We start from the raw sequence: 18435 nt of genomic DNA, 5'->3' as shown, positions 1-18435 counted from the left end.
CCCATCAAGCAACCGCGCAAATAAAAAAACCCCCTGAGTTTCTTCTTCAGGGGGTTTTTTCTTGCCGGGGTCGGGTGCAGTTCTGGGCGCTGCTTGATGGGTTGCGCGCGTTGCCCGTCAGAACTCTTCTGCCGAGCTTTGCGCGCTTCACCCATCCTACGAGGCTGATGATTTCAGCAGGGACAGGCCCAATTGGACGCGGCGTTGCAGCCAGAGGCTGGGGCGGTAGCGCGGGTCGCCGGTCACGCGCTGCATGCTCTTCAGGATTTCCAGAATGCGGTCGGCGCCAAGCTTGTCGCCCAATGCCAACGGACCCACCGGGTAACCCAGACCCAACGTCACGGCTTGGTCGATGTCTTCCGGGGTGGCGATCTGCTGCTGCGCGATGTCGCTGGCGATGTTGACGATCATGGCCACGATGCGCTGGGCGATGAAGCCCGGCGAATCCTCGATCACCGTGACCGGCACGCCATCGGCGGCCAGCAGCGCGTGCGCGGCGTCGCGCCATTTGGCTTCGGTGGCGGGCGACACCATGATGGTGCGGCGCTTGGCGCCATCGAAGGCATACAGCGTGTCCAGGCCCACCGTGCGGCCGGCGTTCAAGCCTTGGGCGGACACCGACGTCGACACATCATCACCAAACGGCGTGACGATAATCAACGCATCCGCGTCGGGCGTCGAACCCGTCACCAGCGTGGCGCCCAGCTTTTCGATCAGCGCCGACGCGCGCGCGTAGCCTTCCGCGTGCTTGGGGCTGACCCAGACCTTCAGGCCTTCCGGCAGCGCCGGCACGGGCGGCTCGGCCGGCACCTGCTTCTGGCCGTCGGCGTAGACGTAGAAGCCTTCGCCTGCCTTGCGTCCGATCAGCCCGCCCGCCAGGCGCACGGTCGTGATCGGCGCCGGGCGGAAACGCGCTTCGTCAAAGAACTGGCGGTAGATGGATTCCATCACCGGGTGCGACACGTCCAGCGCGGTCAGGTCCAGCAGTTCAAACGGCCCCATGCGGAAGCCGGCCTGCTCGCGCATCACGGCGTCGACTTGCGCAAAGGTGGCCACGGCCTCTTGCGCCACGCGCAGGCCTTCGGTATTCATGCCACGGCCGGCATGGTTGACGATGAAGCCGGGCATGTCCTTGGCGCGCACGGGCGTGTGACCCATGCGGCGAGCCAGCGCGGCCAACGCATCGCCCACTTCGGGCGCGCTGCGCAGGCCATCGATCACTTCAACCACCTTCATCAACGCCACCGGGTTGAAGAAGTGATAACCGACCACGCGGCGCGGGTGCTTGCAAGCAGCCGCGATGGCGGTGATGGACAAGGACGACGTGTTCGACGCCAGGATGCAGTCTTCCGACACCACGCCTTCCAGCGCGGCGAACAGGTCGCGCTTCACGTCCAGCCGTTCAACGATGGCTTCCACCACCAGTTGGCAGGCCGACATGTCGGTCAGCGCGGTGGCGGGCTCCACACGTTCCAAGGCGGCTTGCGCATCGGCGGCGGTCAGCTTGCCCTTTTGCGCCAGCTTGTCCCAGGTCTGACGCAAGGACTCGCGCGCGGCGGCAACCGCATCGGCGCTGGTGTCGTACAAGCGCACGCGCAAGCCGGCTTGCGCCGCAATCTGCGCAATGCCGCGCCCCATGGCCCCGGCGCCCACGACGCCGATGGTTTGAATCTCCGTCATCAACTCTCTCCTGCCTGTATTGGAATGGATGGTGCGCGCCGCGGCATGGCGCGTGGCAAGCGGGGCGGCGCGCGGCCACCCCGCCGCGATCAAGGCTGGCTTTGTGCCAGCGCCTGGATGTCTTCGGCCGACAAGCCCAGCTTTTCCGCCAGCACCTGCGCGGTGTGCTCGCCCAACATGGGCGGCGGACGGCGGTATTCAACGGGGCTATCGGAAAACTTCAACGGGCTGGCGGCCATCGGCACCTTGCCGGCGGCCGGATGCGGCAGTTCGCGCTTCATCTGACGCGCCAGCACGTGCGGGTCTTCGTAAACCTGGTCCAACGTGTTGATGGGGCCGGCCGGCACGCCCACAGCTTCCAGCGCGGCCAACCAGTGGTCGCCCGCGCCGGTGGCCATGCGTTCGGCCAGCAGCGGCACCAATTCCGTACGGTTCTTCACGCGCTGCGGGTTGGTGGAAAAACGCGGGTCGGCCGACAACTCGGGCAGCCCGATGGCGCCGCAATAGTTACGGAACTGGCTGTCGTTGCCCACCGCCACGATCAAATGGCCATCAGCCGCGGCGAACACCTGGTACGGCACCAGGTTCTGGTGCGCGTTGCCCGCGCGCTGGGGCGCCACGCCCGAGGTCATGAAGTTCAAGTTCTGGTTGGCCATCATGCTGACCTGGCAGTCAAGCAAGGCCATGTCGATGTGCTGGCCCAAACCGCTGTTGGCGCGTTCAAGCAGCGCGGCCAGGATGCCCACCGTGGAATACATGCCGGTCATCAGATCGGCCACGGCCACGCCAGCCTTTTGCGGACCGCCGCCGGGCAGGTCGTCGCGTTCGCCGGTGATGCTCATCAGCCCGCCCATACCCTGGATCATGAAGTCATAGCCGGGGCGGCTGGCGTACGGGCCGGTCTGGCCGAAACCGGTAATCGAACAATAGATCAGGCGCGGGTTGATGGCCTTCAGGCTTTCGTAGTCCAGCCCATATTTCTTCAGGCCGCCCACTTTGAAGTTTTCAACCAGGATGTCGCTTTGCAGCGCCAATTCGCGCACCAGTTCGGCGCCGCGCGGCGACGCGATATCCAGCGCCACCGACATCTTGTTGCGGTTGGCGGACAGGTAGTAGGCGGCTTCGGTGGTGTCGTTGCCCGCTTCGTCCTTCAGGTAGGGCGGCCCCCAGGCGCGCGTATCGTCACCCGCGCCGGGCCGTTCGATCTTGATCACCTCGGCGCCAAGGTCGGCCAGGTTCTGGGTGCACCAGGGGCCCGCCAGCACGCGGGTCAGGTCCAGCACGCGGATGCCGGTAAGGGGAGCAGGACGTTGCGACATCTGTAGTCTTTTCGCTAGATGAGAAATGAAAACGTCCGGCTTGCGGCCACGCGCGAAGCCAGACTGGAATTCCGTCATGCCGGCGGCCCGGGCCGCCAGCGCGTCATACCCGGACGCGGACCGTTAGGGTCGCGCCCGGAGCACCATTCGTCAATCCGGATATTAGCTGTTTGGACACTCTGGCCGGATTTCCGCTTGCTGCCGCCTCAGGAATGCGCCTTGATCGTCTCGCGCGCGATCACCAGTTGCTGGATCTGCGAGGTGCCCTCGAAGATGCGGAACAAACGCACGTCGCGGTAGAAGCGTTCCACGGCGTACTCGGACATATAGCCCGCGCCGCCGTGGATCTGCACGGCGCGGTCGGCCACGCGGCCCACCATTTCGGTCGAATACAGCTTGCAGCAGGCGGCCTGCATGGTGGTGTTCTCGCCGCGGTCGCGCATGCGGGCGGCGTCCAGCACCATGCAGCGGGCGGCATAGAGTTCAGCCTGGCTGTCGGCGATCATTGCCTGGATCAGTTGAAACTCGGCAATCGGCTGGCCGAACTGCTTGCGCTCCAGCGCGTACTTGACCGCGTCCGACAGCAGGCGCTCGGCAATCCCCACGCACAGCGCCGAAATGTGCAGCCGGCCCTTGTCCAGCACGCGCATCGACGTCCGGAAGCCGTTGCCCTCTTCGCCACCCAGCAAGGCGCTGGCGGGCACGCGGCAGTTGTCGAACACCACGTCGCTGGTCAAGGCGCCCGCCTGGCCCATCTTCTTGTCGGGCTTGCCGATGATCAGGCCAGGCGTGCCGGCTTCGACCAGGAAACACGAAATGGAATTGGCGCGGCGTTCGGGCGCGGTGCGCGCCATCACCGAGAACAGGCCGGCGATGGGCGCGTTGGTGATGTAGCGCTTGGTGCCGTTCAGCACATAGCCGTCGCCATCGCGCTCGGCGGACAGACGCAGTGCCATGGCGTCGGAACCGGCATCCGGCTCCGTCAAGGCAAACGAGCCGATCAATTCACCGCTGGCCAGCTTGGGCAAGTAGCGCGCGCGCTGCTCGTCGGTGCCGGCCAGCACGATGGCTTGCGAGCCGATGCCGATGTTGGTGCCGGCCAGCGAACGGAACGCGGGCGAGGTCTGGCCCAGTTCGAACACCACGCGCACTTCCTCTTCCATCGTCAGGCCCAAGCCGCCGAAGTCGGGCGAGATCGACAAGCCGAACAGGCCCAGCTCGCGCATTTCGTTGACGATGTCCGGCGGCACCTGGCCGCTAGAGGCCAGTTCGTCTTCGGCGGGAATCAGGCGTTCGTGCACAAAGCGGTGCACGGCGTCCAGCAACAGGTTCAGGGTTTCGGTGTCGAGGGCCATGATGGAAGTCTCAGTAGATAAGCAATGCGTTTCCGGACGGCGGCGCGATCAGGCGCGCATGCCGCCAACCAATAAATCGAAGTAACCGGCGGCGATGGCTTCGGCGCTGTCGCCCTGGCCGGGCTTGTACCAGCGCACCATCCAATTCAGCATGGACAGCACGGCGCGGCCAGTGGCGGCCACGTCCAGCGGGCGGAACACACCCTGCTCCACGCCTTGGGCAATCAGTTCGCGCAAGCGCTTTTCGTAGCCGTCGCGCAGGCGGGCGGCGTCTTCGCGTTCGGGTAGCGCCATGCCGGAATAGCCGATCAGCATGGTGACGAATTCGGCATGGTGCTGTTCAAAGTAGCGGGCGTGGCCCACCATGAAGGCGCGCAACCGGTCGGCGGCGCCCTGCGCATCGGCCACGTCCTGGCCGACGTTTTGCGTCAGCCCGTTCAACACGCCCAGGATGATGGCGTCGTAGATGTCCTGCTTGGTGGTGTAGTAGTGATAGATGGCCGCCTTGGACACGCCGATGGCGGCGGCCAGGTCAGCCACCGAGCTGCCGTCGTAACCGCTTTGCGCGAACAGCTTGGCGGCTTCTTCCAGGATGCGTTCACGCGGGGCTGCCAGCGTGGGGGGCCGGCCAGCGCGGGCGCGTTTCTGAGCGGGAGGGGCGGAGGTCGCCATGACAGCCTTTGCAAGGGCCGCGCCTGAGGCTGCGGGCAGGCCGCGCGGGCCTCCATTGACAGCGGTTCGGCGCATGCCGTTAAATAAAGATTAATTAATTACCGGACGGTCGGTAGGTAATTATAGGCACATCCGCTTTCAGGGCTCAAGGCCCAATTGCGGGACGCCTTTTCTGGACTGACCCGAACACAACGCGACGACGCTATGCCCCACTCTCTTGTGACAGATTTGTATGGCCAGATGTCCCTGCCGGTCATCAGCGCCCCCATGTTCATCGTGTCCAACCCGCAACTGGTGATCGCGCAGTGCACGAGCGGCATCGTGGGTTCATTTCCCGCGCTGAACGCGCGCCCGCAAAGCCTCTTGACCGATTGGCTGGACGAGGTCCAGGCCGGGCTTGCCTCGTACCGCGAAGCGAATCCCGGCGCCGCCGTGGCGCCGTTCGCCGTCAACCAGATCATCCATCAATCCAACGACCGCCTGGAACAGGACCTGGCCGTGTGCGCCAGTCACCGCGTGCCGCTGATCATCACCAGCCTGCGCGCGCCGGGAGACCTGGTCAAGGGCGTGCACGACTGGGGCGGCAAGGTCTTTCACGACGTCACCACGCTGCGCCACGCCGAGAAAGCGCTGGAAGCCGGGGTGGACGGGCTGATCCTGGTGTGCTCGGGCGCGGGCGGCCACGCGGGCACGCTGAGCCCGTTCGCGCTGCTGTCCGAAGTGCGCCGTTTTTACGACGGCCCGCTGATCCTGTCGGGCGCCATCACGTCCGGCGCGCATGTGCTGGCCGCGCTGGCCATGGGCGCCGACTTCGCCTACATGGGCACGCGCTTCATTGCCAGCCAGGAAGCCAACGCCAGCGAGGGCTATAAGTCCGCCATCGTCGAGGCCAGCGCGTCCGACATTCTGTACACCCCGTTTTTCACGGGCATTCCCGGCAACTATCTGAAGGCGAGCATCACCGCGTCGGGGCTCGACCCGGCCAACCTGCCGCAGCCCGACAGCGGCGCGTCCAACTTCGGATCGACACGCGTCAAGCCGTGGAAAGACATCTGGGGCGCGGGCCAGGGCGTGGGCGGCATCGCCAGCGTGCTGCCGACCCGGGAAATCGTCGACACGCTGCGCCGCGAATACGCCGAGGCCAAGGCGCAACTGGACGGCAGGTCGTTCGCATGAGCGCGGGCCTGAAAGTCAGCCGGGATGGCGCGGTGCTGACCCTGGTCATCGACCGCCAGGACCGCCGCAACGCGCTGGACACGGCCACCTACGCCGCCCTGACCGAACAGATTTCGCTGGCCAGCGCCGACCAGGCCATCTCGGCGGTGATCCTGACCGGTGCGGGTGAACACTTCACGGCCGGCAACGACCTGCGCGACTTTCAAGCTGAGCGCGGAGCAGGTGACAGCGCGGGGCTGACGTTCCTGCGGGCGCTGACCCTGGCCGACGTGCCGGTGATTGCCGCCGTCGAAGGCTATGCGATCGGCATCGGCGTCACGCTGCTACAGCATTGCGACTTTGTCCACATTGGCGAAGGCGCCACGCTGCGCATGCCGTTCGTGGCGCTGGGCCTGTGCCCGGAGGGCGCCTCCAGCCTGTTGATGCCCCGCCTGGCCGGGCGGCGCGCCGCCGAATGGCTGTTGCAGGGCAAGGCGTTTTCCGCCGAAGACGCGCGCGAGGCTGGCTTGGCCACTTCGGTTACGCCACAAGGCCAGGCGCTGGCCGCGGCCCAGGCCACCGCCGCTGATTTGGCCCGCCAACCGCCTGCGGCGCTGCGCCTGACCAAGGCCATGATGAAGCGGGCGGACCGCCAGGCCATCCAGGAAACGCTGGATTACGAGGCCCAGCAGTTCCGAGCGCGGTTGCAGACCGAGGAAGCGCAGGCGGCGTTCGCGAAGTTTTTTAAGAAATAGTGGGCGAGGCGATGGGTTGCGCGCGTTGGGCTTTGGCGTTCTGACGTCGGGTCATTCGCGCTTCACCCATCCTACGGTTGAGGTAGGATGGGTGCGGCGCGGCACAACCGACAGAAGAACCCGGCCGCCGACCGCGCAAACCCATCAAACAACGCCCCTCAAAACGGCGAATCCGGCCGGAAATTCGGCGCCCGGCGTTCGCGCAACGACTGAATCCCCTCTTTCACGTCCGGCCCGCCAAACCCCATGAATTCCAAAGCCAGCGACGTATCGAAGCTCGGCCCCGCCATGCGCAGCCAATTGTTCAGCGAATACTTGGTCCAGCGTATCGCCGTCTGCGAGCCTGCCGCCAGCTTGTTGGCCACCTCGAACGCGCGGGAAATCAGCTCGGCTTCATCCACGCACAATGACACCAGGCCGATCCGCTCCGCCTCTTCGCCGGTCACGGTTTCGCACAGCATCAGGTAGTACTTGGCCTTGGCCATGCCGCACAACAGCGGCCAGACGATGGCGGCGTGATCCCCGGCCGTCACGCCCAGGCGGGTATGGCCGTCAATGATGCGCGCGTCGCGCGCCGCGATCGAGATGTCGGCCAGCAAACCCGCCACCAGCCCAGCCCCCACCGCCGCGCCGTGCATGGCGGACACAATGGGCTTGTTGCAATTGATGATGTTGTAGACCAGGTCGCGGGCTTCCCGCCACACGCGGGTACGCACGTCGAAGTCGTCGGCCATCTGCTGCACCAATTCCAGGTCGCCGCCACCCGAAAAGCCCTTGCCTTCGCCCCGGATCACAACCACGCGGGTGTCGGGATCGGTATCGATGTCGCGCCAGATGTCGGCCAGCTCGCGATGCATGCGGTCGTCCGCCGTGGACAGCTTGCCGGGCTGGCCGCCCTTGGCCCCCATGATCACCTCCAGCACCCCGCCGGGATGCCGGCGCAGCTTCAGGGATTCATAGGCTGAATAGTGTTGCAGCGTGATATCAGTCATTGTCTACTCCGCGTTGTCTTTAGCCGCTGCGCGAGCCTTGGGGCCGGCGCGTTTTTGCGCACTATAGTGGATACGCGGGCGCCCGCCCCGCCGCTTTCCCACGGAGCCTCAGCCAATGAACACCCTCGTCACGTCCGTCGGCGCCCCCATCAACCGCGCCAGCCTGCCCGCCCTGTTCGCTCCGCGTGGGCAGGACACGCACAAAGGCAGCTTCGGCACCGTCGGCGTGGTGGGCGGCGGCCCGGGGATGACGGGCGCGGCGCTGCTGGCCGCCCGCGCCGCATTGAAGACAGGCGCCGGCAAGGTGCTGGTCGGCTTCGCCCAGGACACTGCACCGCTGGCGTGCGACCCGCTGCAACCCGAACTGATGCTGCGCGACGCCCGCTCGCTGCTGGAGGCGGACTGGGGCGTGACCGCCTGGGTGGCCGGCTGCGGCATCGGCACGGATGCACTTGCCGCCAACGCGCTGTCGGAATTGTTCGTGCTGCGGCGCGAAGCCCCGCTGGTGCTGGACGCCGACGGCCTGAACCTTCTGGCCACGGGCGACATCCGCCCCAACTGGGGCGCGGGCTCTGTCGTGCTGACCCCCCATCCCGCCGAAGCCGGGCGCCTGCTGGGCGTCGGCACCGCGCAGATCCAGTCCGACCGCCCCGGCGCCGCCCGGCAATTGGCGCAGCGTTACCACTGCTGGATTGTTCTTAAGGGCGCGGGCACGGTCGTTTGCAGCCCGGCGGGCGACATACGGATCAACACCAGCGGCAACCCGGGCTTGGCCACGGCGGGAACGGGCGACGTACTGGCCGGGATGCTTGGCTCGTTGTTGGCGCAAAAGCTACCGGTGGACCAAGCCGTGGCCGGGGCGGTCTGGCTGCATGGCGCCGCGGCCGACGCGCTGGTGGCCCAGGGAATCGGCCCCATCGGCTTGACGGCGGGTGAACTCGCGGACGCCGCCCGCGCCCTGCGCAACGAAAACTGGGGCAGTTTCCGCAGCTAAGTCCCCGTCAAATAAACATTTTTACAACATACTAGGGTTTTCCCTGAAAAGGTCATTGCTTTCGAACTAGGGTTATCCCTATAATGGTTTTCACCAAGACGAAACGGACTGGAGAAAGACCATGAGCGAACTGACCCTGAATAGCACTGCCCGCCTGACCGACGCGCTGGAGCGCGACCTGCTGCGCGGCGCCCTCGAGAACCAACCCAATTCCCATCCGCTGACCAGCCTGAAGAAGGCCGGCCAAGCCGTGATCGCCGCTGTCGCCAGCGTGTTTGCCTTCATCGACGAAGTGAACGAATCGATGAACAAGGCCCGCGCCGCCAGCTCGCGCTTCTCCGGCTCGCAGTGGTAAAAACAGCCGCGGGGGGGGGGGGGGGCGATCGATATTCGCGGTTCCCCCCCCGCGCGCTGTCGTTTTCGGCCCGCTTGCCGCGTAAGCAGCCGAAGACAGGCGTTCGGTGTCTTTTTCGGCACTCTCGCCCGGGCAAGCATCCCCGCTTGTTCCCTTCCTCTCGGCGTTTTCCCTAGCGCCAGATTCGCCGTTCTTCATTGACAACGCGCGAAGCCCCTATTGATAATCGGCCCCTTGCCGTCGTGCCTGGCGCCAACCCATCCTAGTTTTACCGCGGCCGACAATAGTGTCCGGCCGCCGCGGCGGTGGTTTTCGCGCAGGCATGATCCGGTTCGCTATCCCTCCGGAGTTGTCACATGAAGTTGCGCACCACCCTGGCCCTTGTGGCCGCCGCCATTCCCTTGGCAGCCGCTCAAGCCCAGACGCTGAAGATCGGCCTGTCGGCCGAACCCACTTCGGCAGATCCCCACTATCACAAGATGACGCAGAACGATGCGTTCTCCGCGCACGTCTACAGTTCGCTGGTGGGCCGCAGCGCCGACATGAAGCTCACGCCCCAGTTGGCCAAGTCCTGGAAGAACCTGGACGACCTGACCTGGGAATTCAAGCTGCGCGACGACGTCAAGTTCTCAAACGGCAAGCCGTTCACGTCCGAAGACGTGCTGTTCACGATCTGCCGCACGCTGAACAACGAAACCAACGTGTCGCAGTCCTACATGGACATGACCAAGCGCATCGCCGACGTGCAAACGCCCGACGCGCACACCGTCATCATCAAGACCTCCGAACCCTTCCCCCTGATGCCCGCCGAGCTGGCCCGCTCGCTGCCCATCATCTGGAACGGCATCGTGGAACACGGCAAGCTGACGTTCGACCCCAAGAAGGGTTGCGGCGTGACCGGCGCCTGGCCCACCGTTGCCGACTTCAACAACGGCAAGGACGCCATCGGCACCGGCCCGTACACCCTGAAGTCCTACGTGAAGGGCACCGGCATCGAGCTTGTCCGCAACGAGAACTACTGGGGCGACAAGCCGGCCTGGAAGGAAGTGAAGTTCGTGCCGGTGCCGTCCGCCGGCCCGCGCCTGACCGGCCTGCTGTCGGGTGATTTCGACATGATCGAAAACCCCGCCGCGCGCGATCTGCCCCGCCTGAAGGACAACCCGAAGTTCGGCTTCGTCGCTACGCCGTCCACCCGCCTGGTGTTCTTCCAGCCGGACGTGGCGCGCAACCCGAGCCCGTTCGTCAAGAGCGCCGACGGCAAGAACCCGCTGCAAGACCTGCGTGTGCGCAAGGCCATTTCGATGGCCATCGACCGCAAGACCATCACCGCCCGCATCATGGACGGCATGGCCACCCCGGCCTACCAGTTCATGCCCGACGGCATGTTCGGCGCGCTGCCCAAGGCGCCGGAAATCAAGTACGACCCGGAAGGCGCCAAGAAGCTGCTGGCCGAAGCCGGCTACCCGAACGGCTTTGAATTGACGCTGTCGTCCACCAACGACCGCTACGTCAACGACGGCCAGATCGCCCAGGCCGTGGCCCAGTACCTGGCCCGCGTCGGCATCAAGACCAATGTGGACGCCATGACGGCCTCCATCTACTTCCCCAAGCGCGCCAAGCGCGAATTCAGCTTCTCGATGGGCGGCTGGCCGGCGGAAACGGGTGAAGCCTCGGCGCTGTTCCAGTTGTGGGTCGCGTCGCTGGATTCGCCCAAGAGCCTGGGCACCAGCAACTACGGCGGCTTCTCCAACGCCGATTTCGACAAGGTCTACAAGGAAGCCATCGTGACGGTTGACGCGCCCAAGCGCGAAAAGCTGTTGCAGGAAGCCACCCAGATCGCCCTGGACAACGTGCCGCTGATTCCGCTGCACTTTGAAAGCAGCATCTGGGCGTTCCGCAAGGGCATCACCTACGAAGGCCGCCGCGACCAATACACGCTGGCGACGTCGGTCACGCCCGAAAAGAAGTAATCTGGTTCGCTTGAACCGTGAGACGGCTGCCTCGTGCAGCCGTTTTCTTTTGCCGGATCCCTATACAATTCCCCCGCTTCATCGGAGTTCCCCATGCCCACGTCCACGCCCGCGGTCCAGCCCCGCCCTTTTCTTCTTGCCTGTCCGGATTTGTCGTCGGAGCGCTTGGGCAATACGGAGACGCCCGGCGTCTGGCATTTTGACTCCGGCGTGCCGGGCAAGCGGGTGATGTTGAGCGCGCTGATCCACGGCAACGAGCTGTGCGGCGCCTGGGCCTTGAAGGAAGCGCTTGCGGCCGGGCTGCGTCCGCGCCGGGGCTCGCTGACCCTGGCCTTTTGCAATCTGGCGGCGTTCGACCGCTTCGATTCCACCAATTACGCGCCCGCGCGTTTTGTCGACGAAGACATGAACCGCGTCTGGAGCGACGACAAGCTGACGGTGCCCATCAGCCAGGAACGCCGCCGCGCCGCGCAGCTTCGCCCGTGGGTGGAGCAAGCTGACTGGCTGCTGGACTTCCATTCCATGAGCAATTCCGACGTGCCGCTGCAATTGACCGGCATGGAACAGCGCAATATCGACCTGGCGCTGGCCTTGGGCAACCCCGCCACCATCATCGCCGACGCTGGCCATGCCGCCGGCGTGCGCATGCGCGACTACGGCCGCTTTGGCGAAACGGGTGACAACGGCACGCGCTCGCTGCTGATCGAATGCGGCTTCCACGGCGCCCCCGAAGCACGCGGCGTGGCAGTGGACCAGATGGCGCGCTTCCTGCTGGAAGCCGGCACGGTAGACAGCGGCGATATCCCCGATGCCTGGATTGCGCCCGCACAAGCAGCCCAACGCGCGCTGCGCGTCACCCACGCCGTCGCCGCGAAAAGCGCGGACTTCCGCTTCGACCAGCCCTGGAAGGGCCTGGAAACCTTGGCCACGGCGGGCACCGTCATCGGCTGGTCCGAAGGCGAAGCGGTCGTCACGCCTTATGACGACTGCGTGCTGATCATGCCGTCCACTGCCAACCTGCGGCCCGGCGTCACCGTGGTCCGCCTGGCGCAAGCTATCGTTTGATTTAAGAAAACACCCTGGTCATGTTGGCCAAACCCACCAAATAATCCCGCCAAGCAAGCACTCGGCGCCAAGCAACCCTGAGCCCACCAAGGAAATCATCACGTGGCCTTGTTCATCCTGCGCAGACTGATACAGAGTCTGTTCGTACTGCTGGCCGTTTCGGTCGTGGTCTTCTTCGCGGTGTATGCCGTGGGCGACCCGATCGAACTGCTGGTCAGCCCCGAAGCCAGCCAGGCAGCTCGCGAGGCGATGATCGCCCGCCTGGGCCTGGACCTGCCGGTTTGGCAGCAATACACCGGGTTCCTGTGGCGCGCGCTGCATGGCGACCTGGGCACGTCCTTCGTGCACGGCATCCCAGCTATTGAACTGATCGTGCAGCGCATCCCCGCCACGTTCGAACTGGTCGTCGTGGCCATCATGCTGACCTGTGTGATCGGGATTCCGCTGGGGCTGGTCGCCGGCCTGTACCGCGACGACTACCTGGGACGCGGCATCATGGCGTCGTCGGTGCTGGGCTTTTCGCTGCCGAACTTCTGGCAGGGCATGATGCTGATTCTGCTGTTCGCCGTGTGGCTGGGCTGGTTGCCCGCCACGGGGCGCGGCGACACCGTCACGGTGCTGGGCATACGCCTGTCCATCCTGACCGCCGACGGCTGGTCGCACCTGATCATGCCGGCCATCAACCTGGCGCTGGCCAACATTGCGCTGGTGCTGCGCCTGACCGCCTCGGGCGTGGTCGAGGCGCGCAGCCAGGACTACGTGAAATTCGCGCGGGCCAAGGGCGTGAAGCCCGGGCGCATCGTGCGCCGCCACATCCTGCGCAACATCCTGATCCCGGTCGTGACCGTGATCGGCATGGAGTTCGGCACCTTGATCGCCTATTCCACCATCACCGAAACCGTGTTCGCGTGGCCGGGAATGGGCAAGCTGCTGATCGACAGCGTCTACCAGTTGGACCGCCCCGTGGTGGTCGCCTACGTGATGCTGGTCACCCTGATCTTCGTGGTCATCAACCTGGTTGTGGACATTCTGTACGCCGCGCTCGACCCGCGCGTGCAGCTCGTGGCCCCCGCTCAATAATCCGCCATGGCTAACATTCCCAATTCCGGCCGCACTCGCACCGTCCAGCCTTTGGCCGAGACCCCGCAGCGCGCCTCCATCCTGAAGAAACTTCGTGCGCGCCCCACGGTGCGCGGCTCCGTGATCGCGCTGGCCATCCTGATCATCCTGGTGGTCTTCGCGCCCTACTTCGCGCCGCAAAACCCCTACGACCTGGCCAACCTGTCGCTGCTGGACGGCCGCCTGGCGCCGCGCCAGGCGCTGATGGACGGCAGCATCGCCTGGCTGGGCACCGACGACCAAGGGCGCGACATGCTCAGCGCCATCCTGTATGGCTTGCGCATCAGCCTGATGGTGGGCCTGTCGGCCGTGGTGCTGGCTACCGCCATCGGTGGCGCCATTGGCCTGATCGCCGCCTACATCGGCGGCCTGGTCGACACGGTGCTGATGCGCATCGTCGACTTCATCCTGGGTTTCCCGACCATCCTGGTGGCGCTGGTGCTGCTGGTGGTGCTGGGGCGCGGCGTGGACAAGGTCATCCTGGCGCTGGTGCTGGTGCAGTGGGGCCACTACGCCCGCATCATGCGCAGCCGCGCGCTGCAAGAGCGCCGCAAGGAATACGTGGAAGCCGCCGCCAACCTGGGCTTTCCGGCCTGGCGCATCATGGTGTTCCACCTGCTGCCCAACTGCCTGGGCCCCGTCATGGTGTTCGCCACCATCCAGATCGCCACCGCCATCGCGCTGGAAGCGACGCTGTCGTTCCTGGGCGTGGGCGTGCCGATCACCGAGCCGTCGCTGGGCCTGTTGATTTCCAACGGCTTCCAATACCTGCTGTCCGGCGATTACTGGATCAGTCTGTTCCCCGGCATTGCGCTGCTGGTGCTGATCCTTTCCATCAACATCGTGGGCGACCGCCTGCGTGAAAGCCTGGACCCCCGACGAGCATGAGCGACATTCTTCTTGATGTGCGCGGACTGCGCACTGCATTCCATACCGAAGCCGGCGCGTATCTGGCTGTCGACGGTGTCGACCTTACCGTGCGCCGTGGCGAAATCGTGGGCCTGGTGGGCGAATCGGGCTCCGGCAAATCCGTGACCGGCTTCTCACTGCTGGGCCTGATCGATCCGCCTGGGGAAGTCGTCGACGGCGAAGTGAAGTTCAAGGGCACCGACCTGCGCAACCTCACGGAAGAGCAGATGCGCCAGTTGCGCGGCAACCGCATCGCCATGATCTTCCAGGACCCGCTGATGACGCTGAACCCGGTGCTGCGCATCGGCGAGCAGATGATGGAAGCCATCCTCACGCACGAAAACGTGTCCCGGGCACAAGCCGAGGAGCGCTGCCGCGAAGCGCTGGAGATGGTGGGTATTCCGTCGCCCGAAAAGCGCTTGAAGAGCTACCCGCATGAGTTTTCCGGCGGCATGCGCCAGCGCGTGGCGATCGCCATCGCCATGCTGAACAAGCCCGACCTGATCATCTGCGACGAGCCCACGACCGCGCTGGACGTCACCATCCAGGGCCAGATTCTCTACCGCATGCAAAAGATCTGCCGCGAGCACAACACCGCGCTTATCTGGATCACCCACGACCTGGGCGTGGTGGCCGAACTGGCCGACCGCGTGGCCGTCATGTACGCCGGCCGCATCGTGGAAAGCGGCCCGGTTGAACAGGTGCTGGAATCGCCGCGCCACCCCTACACCCGGGGCCTGTTGGATTCGATGCCCGGCGCCACCCAGCCCGGCGCGCGCCTGCACCAGATCAACGGCATGGCGCCCAGCCTGGCGGGCCGCCCGTCGGGCTGTGCATTCCGGCCGCGTTGCACCAAGGTGATCCCGCGCTGCACCGAACAAGCCCCCTCCGTTACCACCGAAGGTCCGCGCAGCTACCGCTGTTACGTGCCGATAGCCCGCGAGGCACAGCAAGCATGAGCCAAGCCGATACTCCCGTCATCGAGCTCAAGAACGTCCACAAGCGATTCGAACAGCGCCCCGACCTGGCCCAGCGCATCCTGGCCCTGACCGGCCGCCCGCTGGACCGCCGCACGGTGTATGCCGTGAACGGCGTGGACCTGTCCATCAAGCGCGGCGAAGTCGTCGGGCTGGTGGGCGAATCGGGTTGCGGCAAGTCCACCCTGGGCCGCGTCGTGGCCGGCCTGCACCGCCAGACCGAAGGCGAACTGCTGTATCAGGGCCGCGACGCCGTGCGTCTGCGCGGCGCCGACAAGCTGGCCTACACGCTGGGCGTGCAGATGATTTTCCAGGACCCGCAAGCGTCCTTGAACCCGCGCCAGCGCCTGCGCCAGATCCTGGGCGAATCGCTCAAGGTCCACAAGCTGGCGCCCCCGGCCGAGATCCCCGCGCGTATCGACCAGGCCTTGAAGGAAGTGGGCCTGGACGCCGAATACCGCGACCGCTTTCCGCACCAGATTTCCGGCGGCCAGCGCCAGCGTATCGGCATCGCCCGCGCGCTGATGGTGGCGCCCAAGTTCCTGGTTTGCGATGAACCGGTGGCCGCGCTGGACGTGTCCATCCAGGCGCAGGTGATCAACCTGTTCATGGACCTGCGCGAACAGCACGGCTTTACGTATCTCTTCATCAGCCACGACCTGGGTGTGGTCAAGCACATCTCGGATCGCGTCGCGATCATGTATCTGGGCAAGATCGTGGAAATCTCCACGTCGGCCGAGATCTTCGCGCGAGCCAACCACCCGTACACTCAGGCCTTGATGGCCGAGGTGCCGGACGTGGCCCGCCGTGGTCGCAAGTTCACGCCGATCAAGGGCGAAATCCCGTCGCCGCTGAACCCGCCCCCGGGCTGCACCTTCAACCCCCGTTGCCCCCACGCCATGCCGCGCTGCCGCGAGCAGGCGCCGGCCCTGAAAGAAATCTCGGCGGGCCATTGGTCGGCCTGTCACCTGAACGAAGCGAGCGCCTGATGAAACCCTCCGACATGTCCAACGTGGACCGCATCGCCATCGAAATGGGCCATGCGGGCCGCAACACCATCCAGTACATCGACGAAGACCGCAATTCGGATCGTCCGTTCAAGCTGCAAACGTACCGCCCGTACGGCTACACGCCCGACCGCCCGGTCGTCATCGTGCAGCACGGCGTGCTGCGCAACGGCGACGAATACCGCGACTTCTGGGTCGAGGCCGCCGACAAGCACAAGCTGCTGATCGTGGCGCTGACGTTCTCCAACGAGATCTGGCCCGGCGTTGAAAGCTACAACAACGGCCGCGTGTTCTCGGCCGGCGGCAACCCGCGTCACATCGACGGCTGGACGTATGCGCTGGTGGGCAACGTCATCAAGGACATGATCGACGGTGAAATCACCGACGGTCAGAACGTCTACCTGTTCGGCCACTCGGCGGGCGGGCAGTTCGTGCACCGCCTGATGAGCAGTCAGTCGCACTCGCCGTTCAAGGCCGTGACGGCGGGCAACCCTGGCTGGTACACGCTGCCCACGTTTGACTACCCGTTCCCCGAAGGCATGGACGGCGTGGGCCTGACCGAAGAGCATCTGGTCAAGCTGCTGGCCTATCCCATGACGATTCTGGCGGGCGATCAGGACATCGCCACCGACGACCCGAACTTGCCGGCCGAACCGGCCGCCATGCGCCAAGGCCCGCACCGCTTCGCGCGCGCCCAGAACTACTACGACTTCGGCAAGCAAGAGGCCGAACGCCGTGGCGTGCCGTTCGGCTGGACGCTGCAAGTGGTGCCCGGCATCGGCCACGATGGCCGCGCCATGTCGGCCGTTTGCGCCAGCTTGTGGTTTGACGGCAAGATGCCCGACGACGCCGAACTGGCCCGCCTGGCCGGCCAGCAGGTCGCCTGATCGCTCCTTCCTTTTTCATTGCTGAACACCGAACCCGCCATGTCCAACACTCAAAGCACTGAACAGATCGTCGCTGGCATCCAGAGCTGGCTGCAATGCGAATCGCCGTCGAACTTTCCCGAGGGCATCGCCGCCATGGCGCGCATCATCGCCGACTACGCGGCCGCCGCGGGCTTGACGGTGGAACTGTCGTCGCTGGGCCCCACCACGGGTCCGCTGCTGTACGCCACCAACCGCGCGCCCGGCGACACGCGCCCCGGCATCCTGATCCTGGCGCACATGGACACGGTGCATCCGGTGGGCACGCTGCTTGAGAACCCGGTGCGCATTGATGGCGACCGCCTCTACGGCCCGGGCAGTTATGACATGAAGGCGGGCATTTACCTGGCGCTGACGGCGCTGGCCGGCGTGGCGCGTCCCGGCGCGACGCAACTGCCGGTGGACTTCCTGGTGGTGCCGGATGAAGAAACTGGCAGCCATGCGTCCCGCGTGCACATCGAACGCTTCGCCGCCAACGCCAAGTACGCGCTGGTCTGCGAGCCGGCCCGCCCGAACGGCGGCAAGTGCGTGACCGCGCGCAAGGGCACGGGCATGCTCAACCTGAACGTAAAGGGCCGCCCGGCGCACGCCGGCATGCAGCACGAAAAGGGCCGCAGCGCGATCCGTGAAATGGCGCACCAGGTACTGGCGCTGGAAGCGATGACCGACTATGACCGCGGCATCACGGTCAGCGTGGGCACGATTGCGGGTGGCACGGTCACGAACACGGTGCCGGCGCTGTGCCGCTGCGTGGTGGACTTCCGCGTGCCGGACATGGGCGCCGCCGAAGACGTGCTGCGCCGCATGCGCGAATTGTGCGCGGTGGGGCCGGACGTTGAACTGGATATCAACGTTGAACTGAACCGCCCGCCGATGGTGAAGACGGACGCGGCGGCGGCGTTGCTGTCGCTGGTGCAAGGCTACGCGGATCGGGCGGGTTTCCTGCTGGAAGACGCGCCGATGACGGGCGGCGGCAGCGACGCGAACTTCACGTCGGCGATGGGAATTCCTACGTTGGATGGCTTGGGCGCTGATGGGGATGGGGCGCATACCTTGAATGAGTATGTGCTGGTATCGACGCTGGAGCAGCGGTTGAAGTTCTGGGAATTGCTGTTGAAGGAATTGGCGTAGGGGTGATGGGTTGCGCGCGATTTACGGCGGTGTTCTATTGAACGGCCCTTCGCG

At 65.5% G+C, this 18435-nt stretch carries 17 protein-coding genes; 12 read left to right on the top strand and 5 right to left on the bottom strand.

From position 1 onward, the window contains the following. Positions 1–156 precede the first annotated feature (156 nt). The 4 genes from ACE04A_RS28770 to ACE04A_RS28755 form a co-directional block, all read right to left on the bottom strand. Positions 157–1680 carry a 3-hydroxyacyl-CoA dehydrogenase gene (locus ACE04A_RS28770; RefSeq protein ID WP_485820764.1) on the bottom strand — a complete coding sequence of 508 codons (1524 nt, stop codon included), beginning with the start codon at positions 1678–1680 and terminating at the stop codon, positions 157–159. Positions 1681–1769: 89 nt separating this feature from the next. Continuing rightward, positions 1770–2999: a CaiB/BaiF CoA transferase family protein gene (locus tag ACE04A_RS28765; protein WP_485820763.1), complete on the bottom strand. Its 1230-nt coding sequence runs from the start codon at positions 2997–2999 to the stop codon at positions 1770–1772. Between the two features lie 206 nt (positions 3000–3205). Beyond that, entirely contained in the window at positions 3206–4354 is a 1149-nt protein-coding gene (locus ACE04A_RS28760) for an acyl-CoA dehydrogenase family protein (RefSeq protein WP_050446748.1), read from the bottom strand. Positions 4355–4402: 48 nt separating this feature from the next. Further along, positions 4403–5026, bottom strand: a complete 624-nt coding sequence (locus ACE04A_RS28755) for a TetR/AcrR family transcriptional regulator (RefSeq protein ID WP_100853347.1) — start codon at positions 5024–5026, stop codon at positions 4403–4405. A 204-nt stretch (positions 5027–5230) separates the two neighbouring features. Between ACE04A_RS28755 and ACE04A_RS28750 the strand changes: the two genes are divergently transcribed. Together ACE04A_RS28750 and ACE04A_RS28745 are read left to right on the top strand one after the other, a co-directional pair. Beyond that, a complete protein-coding gene (locus tag ACE04A_RS28750; protein WP_279993757.1) occupies positions 5231–6202 on the top strand; it encodes an NAD(P)H-dependent flavin oxidoreductase in 972 nt (323 codons plus the stop codon). After that, a complete protein-coding gene (locus ACE04A_RS28745) occupies positions 6199–6936 on the top strand; it encodes an enoyl-CoA hydratase-related protein (protein ID WP_279993756.1) in 738 nt (245 codons plus the stop codon). Before ACE04A_RS28750 ends, ACE04A_RS28745 begins: the two co-directional genes overlap by 4 nt. Positions 6937–7094: 158 nt before the next feature. On the opposite strand, the gene ACE04A_RS28740 is transcribed toward ACE04A_RS28745, so the two are convergent. Then, positions 7095–7928: an enoyl-CoA hydratase/isomerase family protein gene (locus ACE04A_RS28740; protein ID WP_050446752.1), complete on the bottom strand. Its 834-nt coding sequence runs from the start codon at positions 7926–7928 to the stop codon at positions 7095–7097. Between the two features lie 115 nt (positions 7929–8043). Between ACE04A_RS28740 and ACE04A_RS28735 the strand changes: the two genes are divergently transcribed. From ACE04A_RS28735 to ACE04A_RS28690, 10 genes are all read left to right on the top strand, one after another. Then, positions 8044–8922, top strand: a complete 879-nt coding sequence (locus ACE04A_RS28735; protein WP_485820762.1) for an NAD(P)H-hydrate dehydratase — start codon at positions 8044–8046, stop codon at positions 8920–8922. 121 nt (positions 8923–9043) lie between these two features. Beyond that, positions 9044–9277: a hypothetical protein gene (locus ACE04A_RS28730; RefSeq protein ID WP_050446754.1), complete on the top strand. Its 234-nt coding sequence runs from the start codon at positions 9044–9046 to the stop codon at positions 9275–9277. Between the two features lie 356 nt (positions 9278–9633). After that, a complete protein-coding gene (locus ACE04A_RS28725) occupies positions 9634–11247 on the top strand; it encodes an ABC transporter substrate-binding protein (protein WP_279993754.1) in 1614 nt (537 codons plus the stop codon). 93 nt (positions 11248–11340) lie between these two features. Continuing rightward, entirely contained in the window at positions 11341–12312 is a 972-nt protein-coding gene (locus tag ACE04A_RS28720) for a M14 family metallopeptidase (protein WP_448716973.1), read from the top strand. 102 nt (positions 12313–12414) lie between these two features. Beyond that, a complete protein-coding gene (locus tag ACE04A_RS28715; RefSeq protein ID WP_259252847.1) occupies positions 12415–13392 on the top strand; it encodes an ABC transporter permease in 978 nt (325 codons plus the stop codon). A gap of 6 nt (positions 13393–13398) precedes the next feature. Further along, positions 13399–14319, top strand: coding sequence for an ABC transporter permease (locus ACE04A_RS28710; RefSeq protein ID WP_279993751.1), 921 nt, complete (start codon positions 13399–13401; stop codon positions 14317–14319). Next, positions 14316–15299: an ABC transporter ATP-binding protein gene (locus ACE04A_RS28705; RefSeq protein WP_259252845.1), complete on the top strand. Its 984-nt coding sequence runs from the start codon at positions 14316–14318 to the stop codon at positions 15297–15299. Before ACE04A_RS28710 ends, ACE04A_RS28705 begins: the two co-directional genes overlap by 4 nt. Further along, the gene (locus ACE04A_RS28700) at positions 15296–16306 is read left to right on the top strand and encodes an ABC transporter ATP-binding protein (RefSeq protein ID WP_050446760.1); all 1011 of its coding nucleotides are present in this window, start codon (positions 15296–15298) and stop codon (positions 16304–16306) included. Before ACE04A_RS28705 ends, ACE04A_RS28700 begins: the two co-directional genes overlap by 4 nt. After that, positions 16306–17211 (top strand): alpha/beta hydrolase, encoded by a 906-nt coding sequence (locus ACE04A_RS28695; RefSeq protein WP_448716972.1) that lies wholly within the window; start codon positions 16306–16308, stop codon positions 17209–17211. The genes ACE04A_RS28700 and ACE04A_RS28695 overlap by 1 nt, the downstream gene beginning before the upstream one ends. A gap of 39 nt (positions 17212–17250) precedes the next feature. Further along, positions 17251–18381, top strand: a complete 1131-nt coding sequence (locus ACE04A_RS28690; protein WP_259252842.1) for a M20 family metallopeptidase — start codon at positions 17251–17253, stop codon at positions 18379–18381. Positions 18382–18435 lie beyond the last annotated feature (54 nt).

It is taken from the genome of Achromobacter colocynthidis (assembly GCF_057334535.1).
The sequence above is the reverse complement of the archived record's forward strand: the minus strand, read 5'-3'. Positions and strand labels throughout refer to the sequence as shown.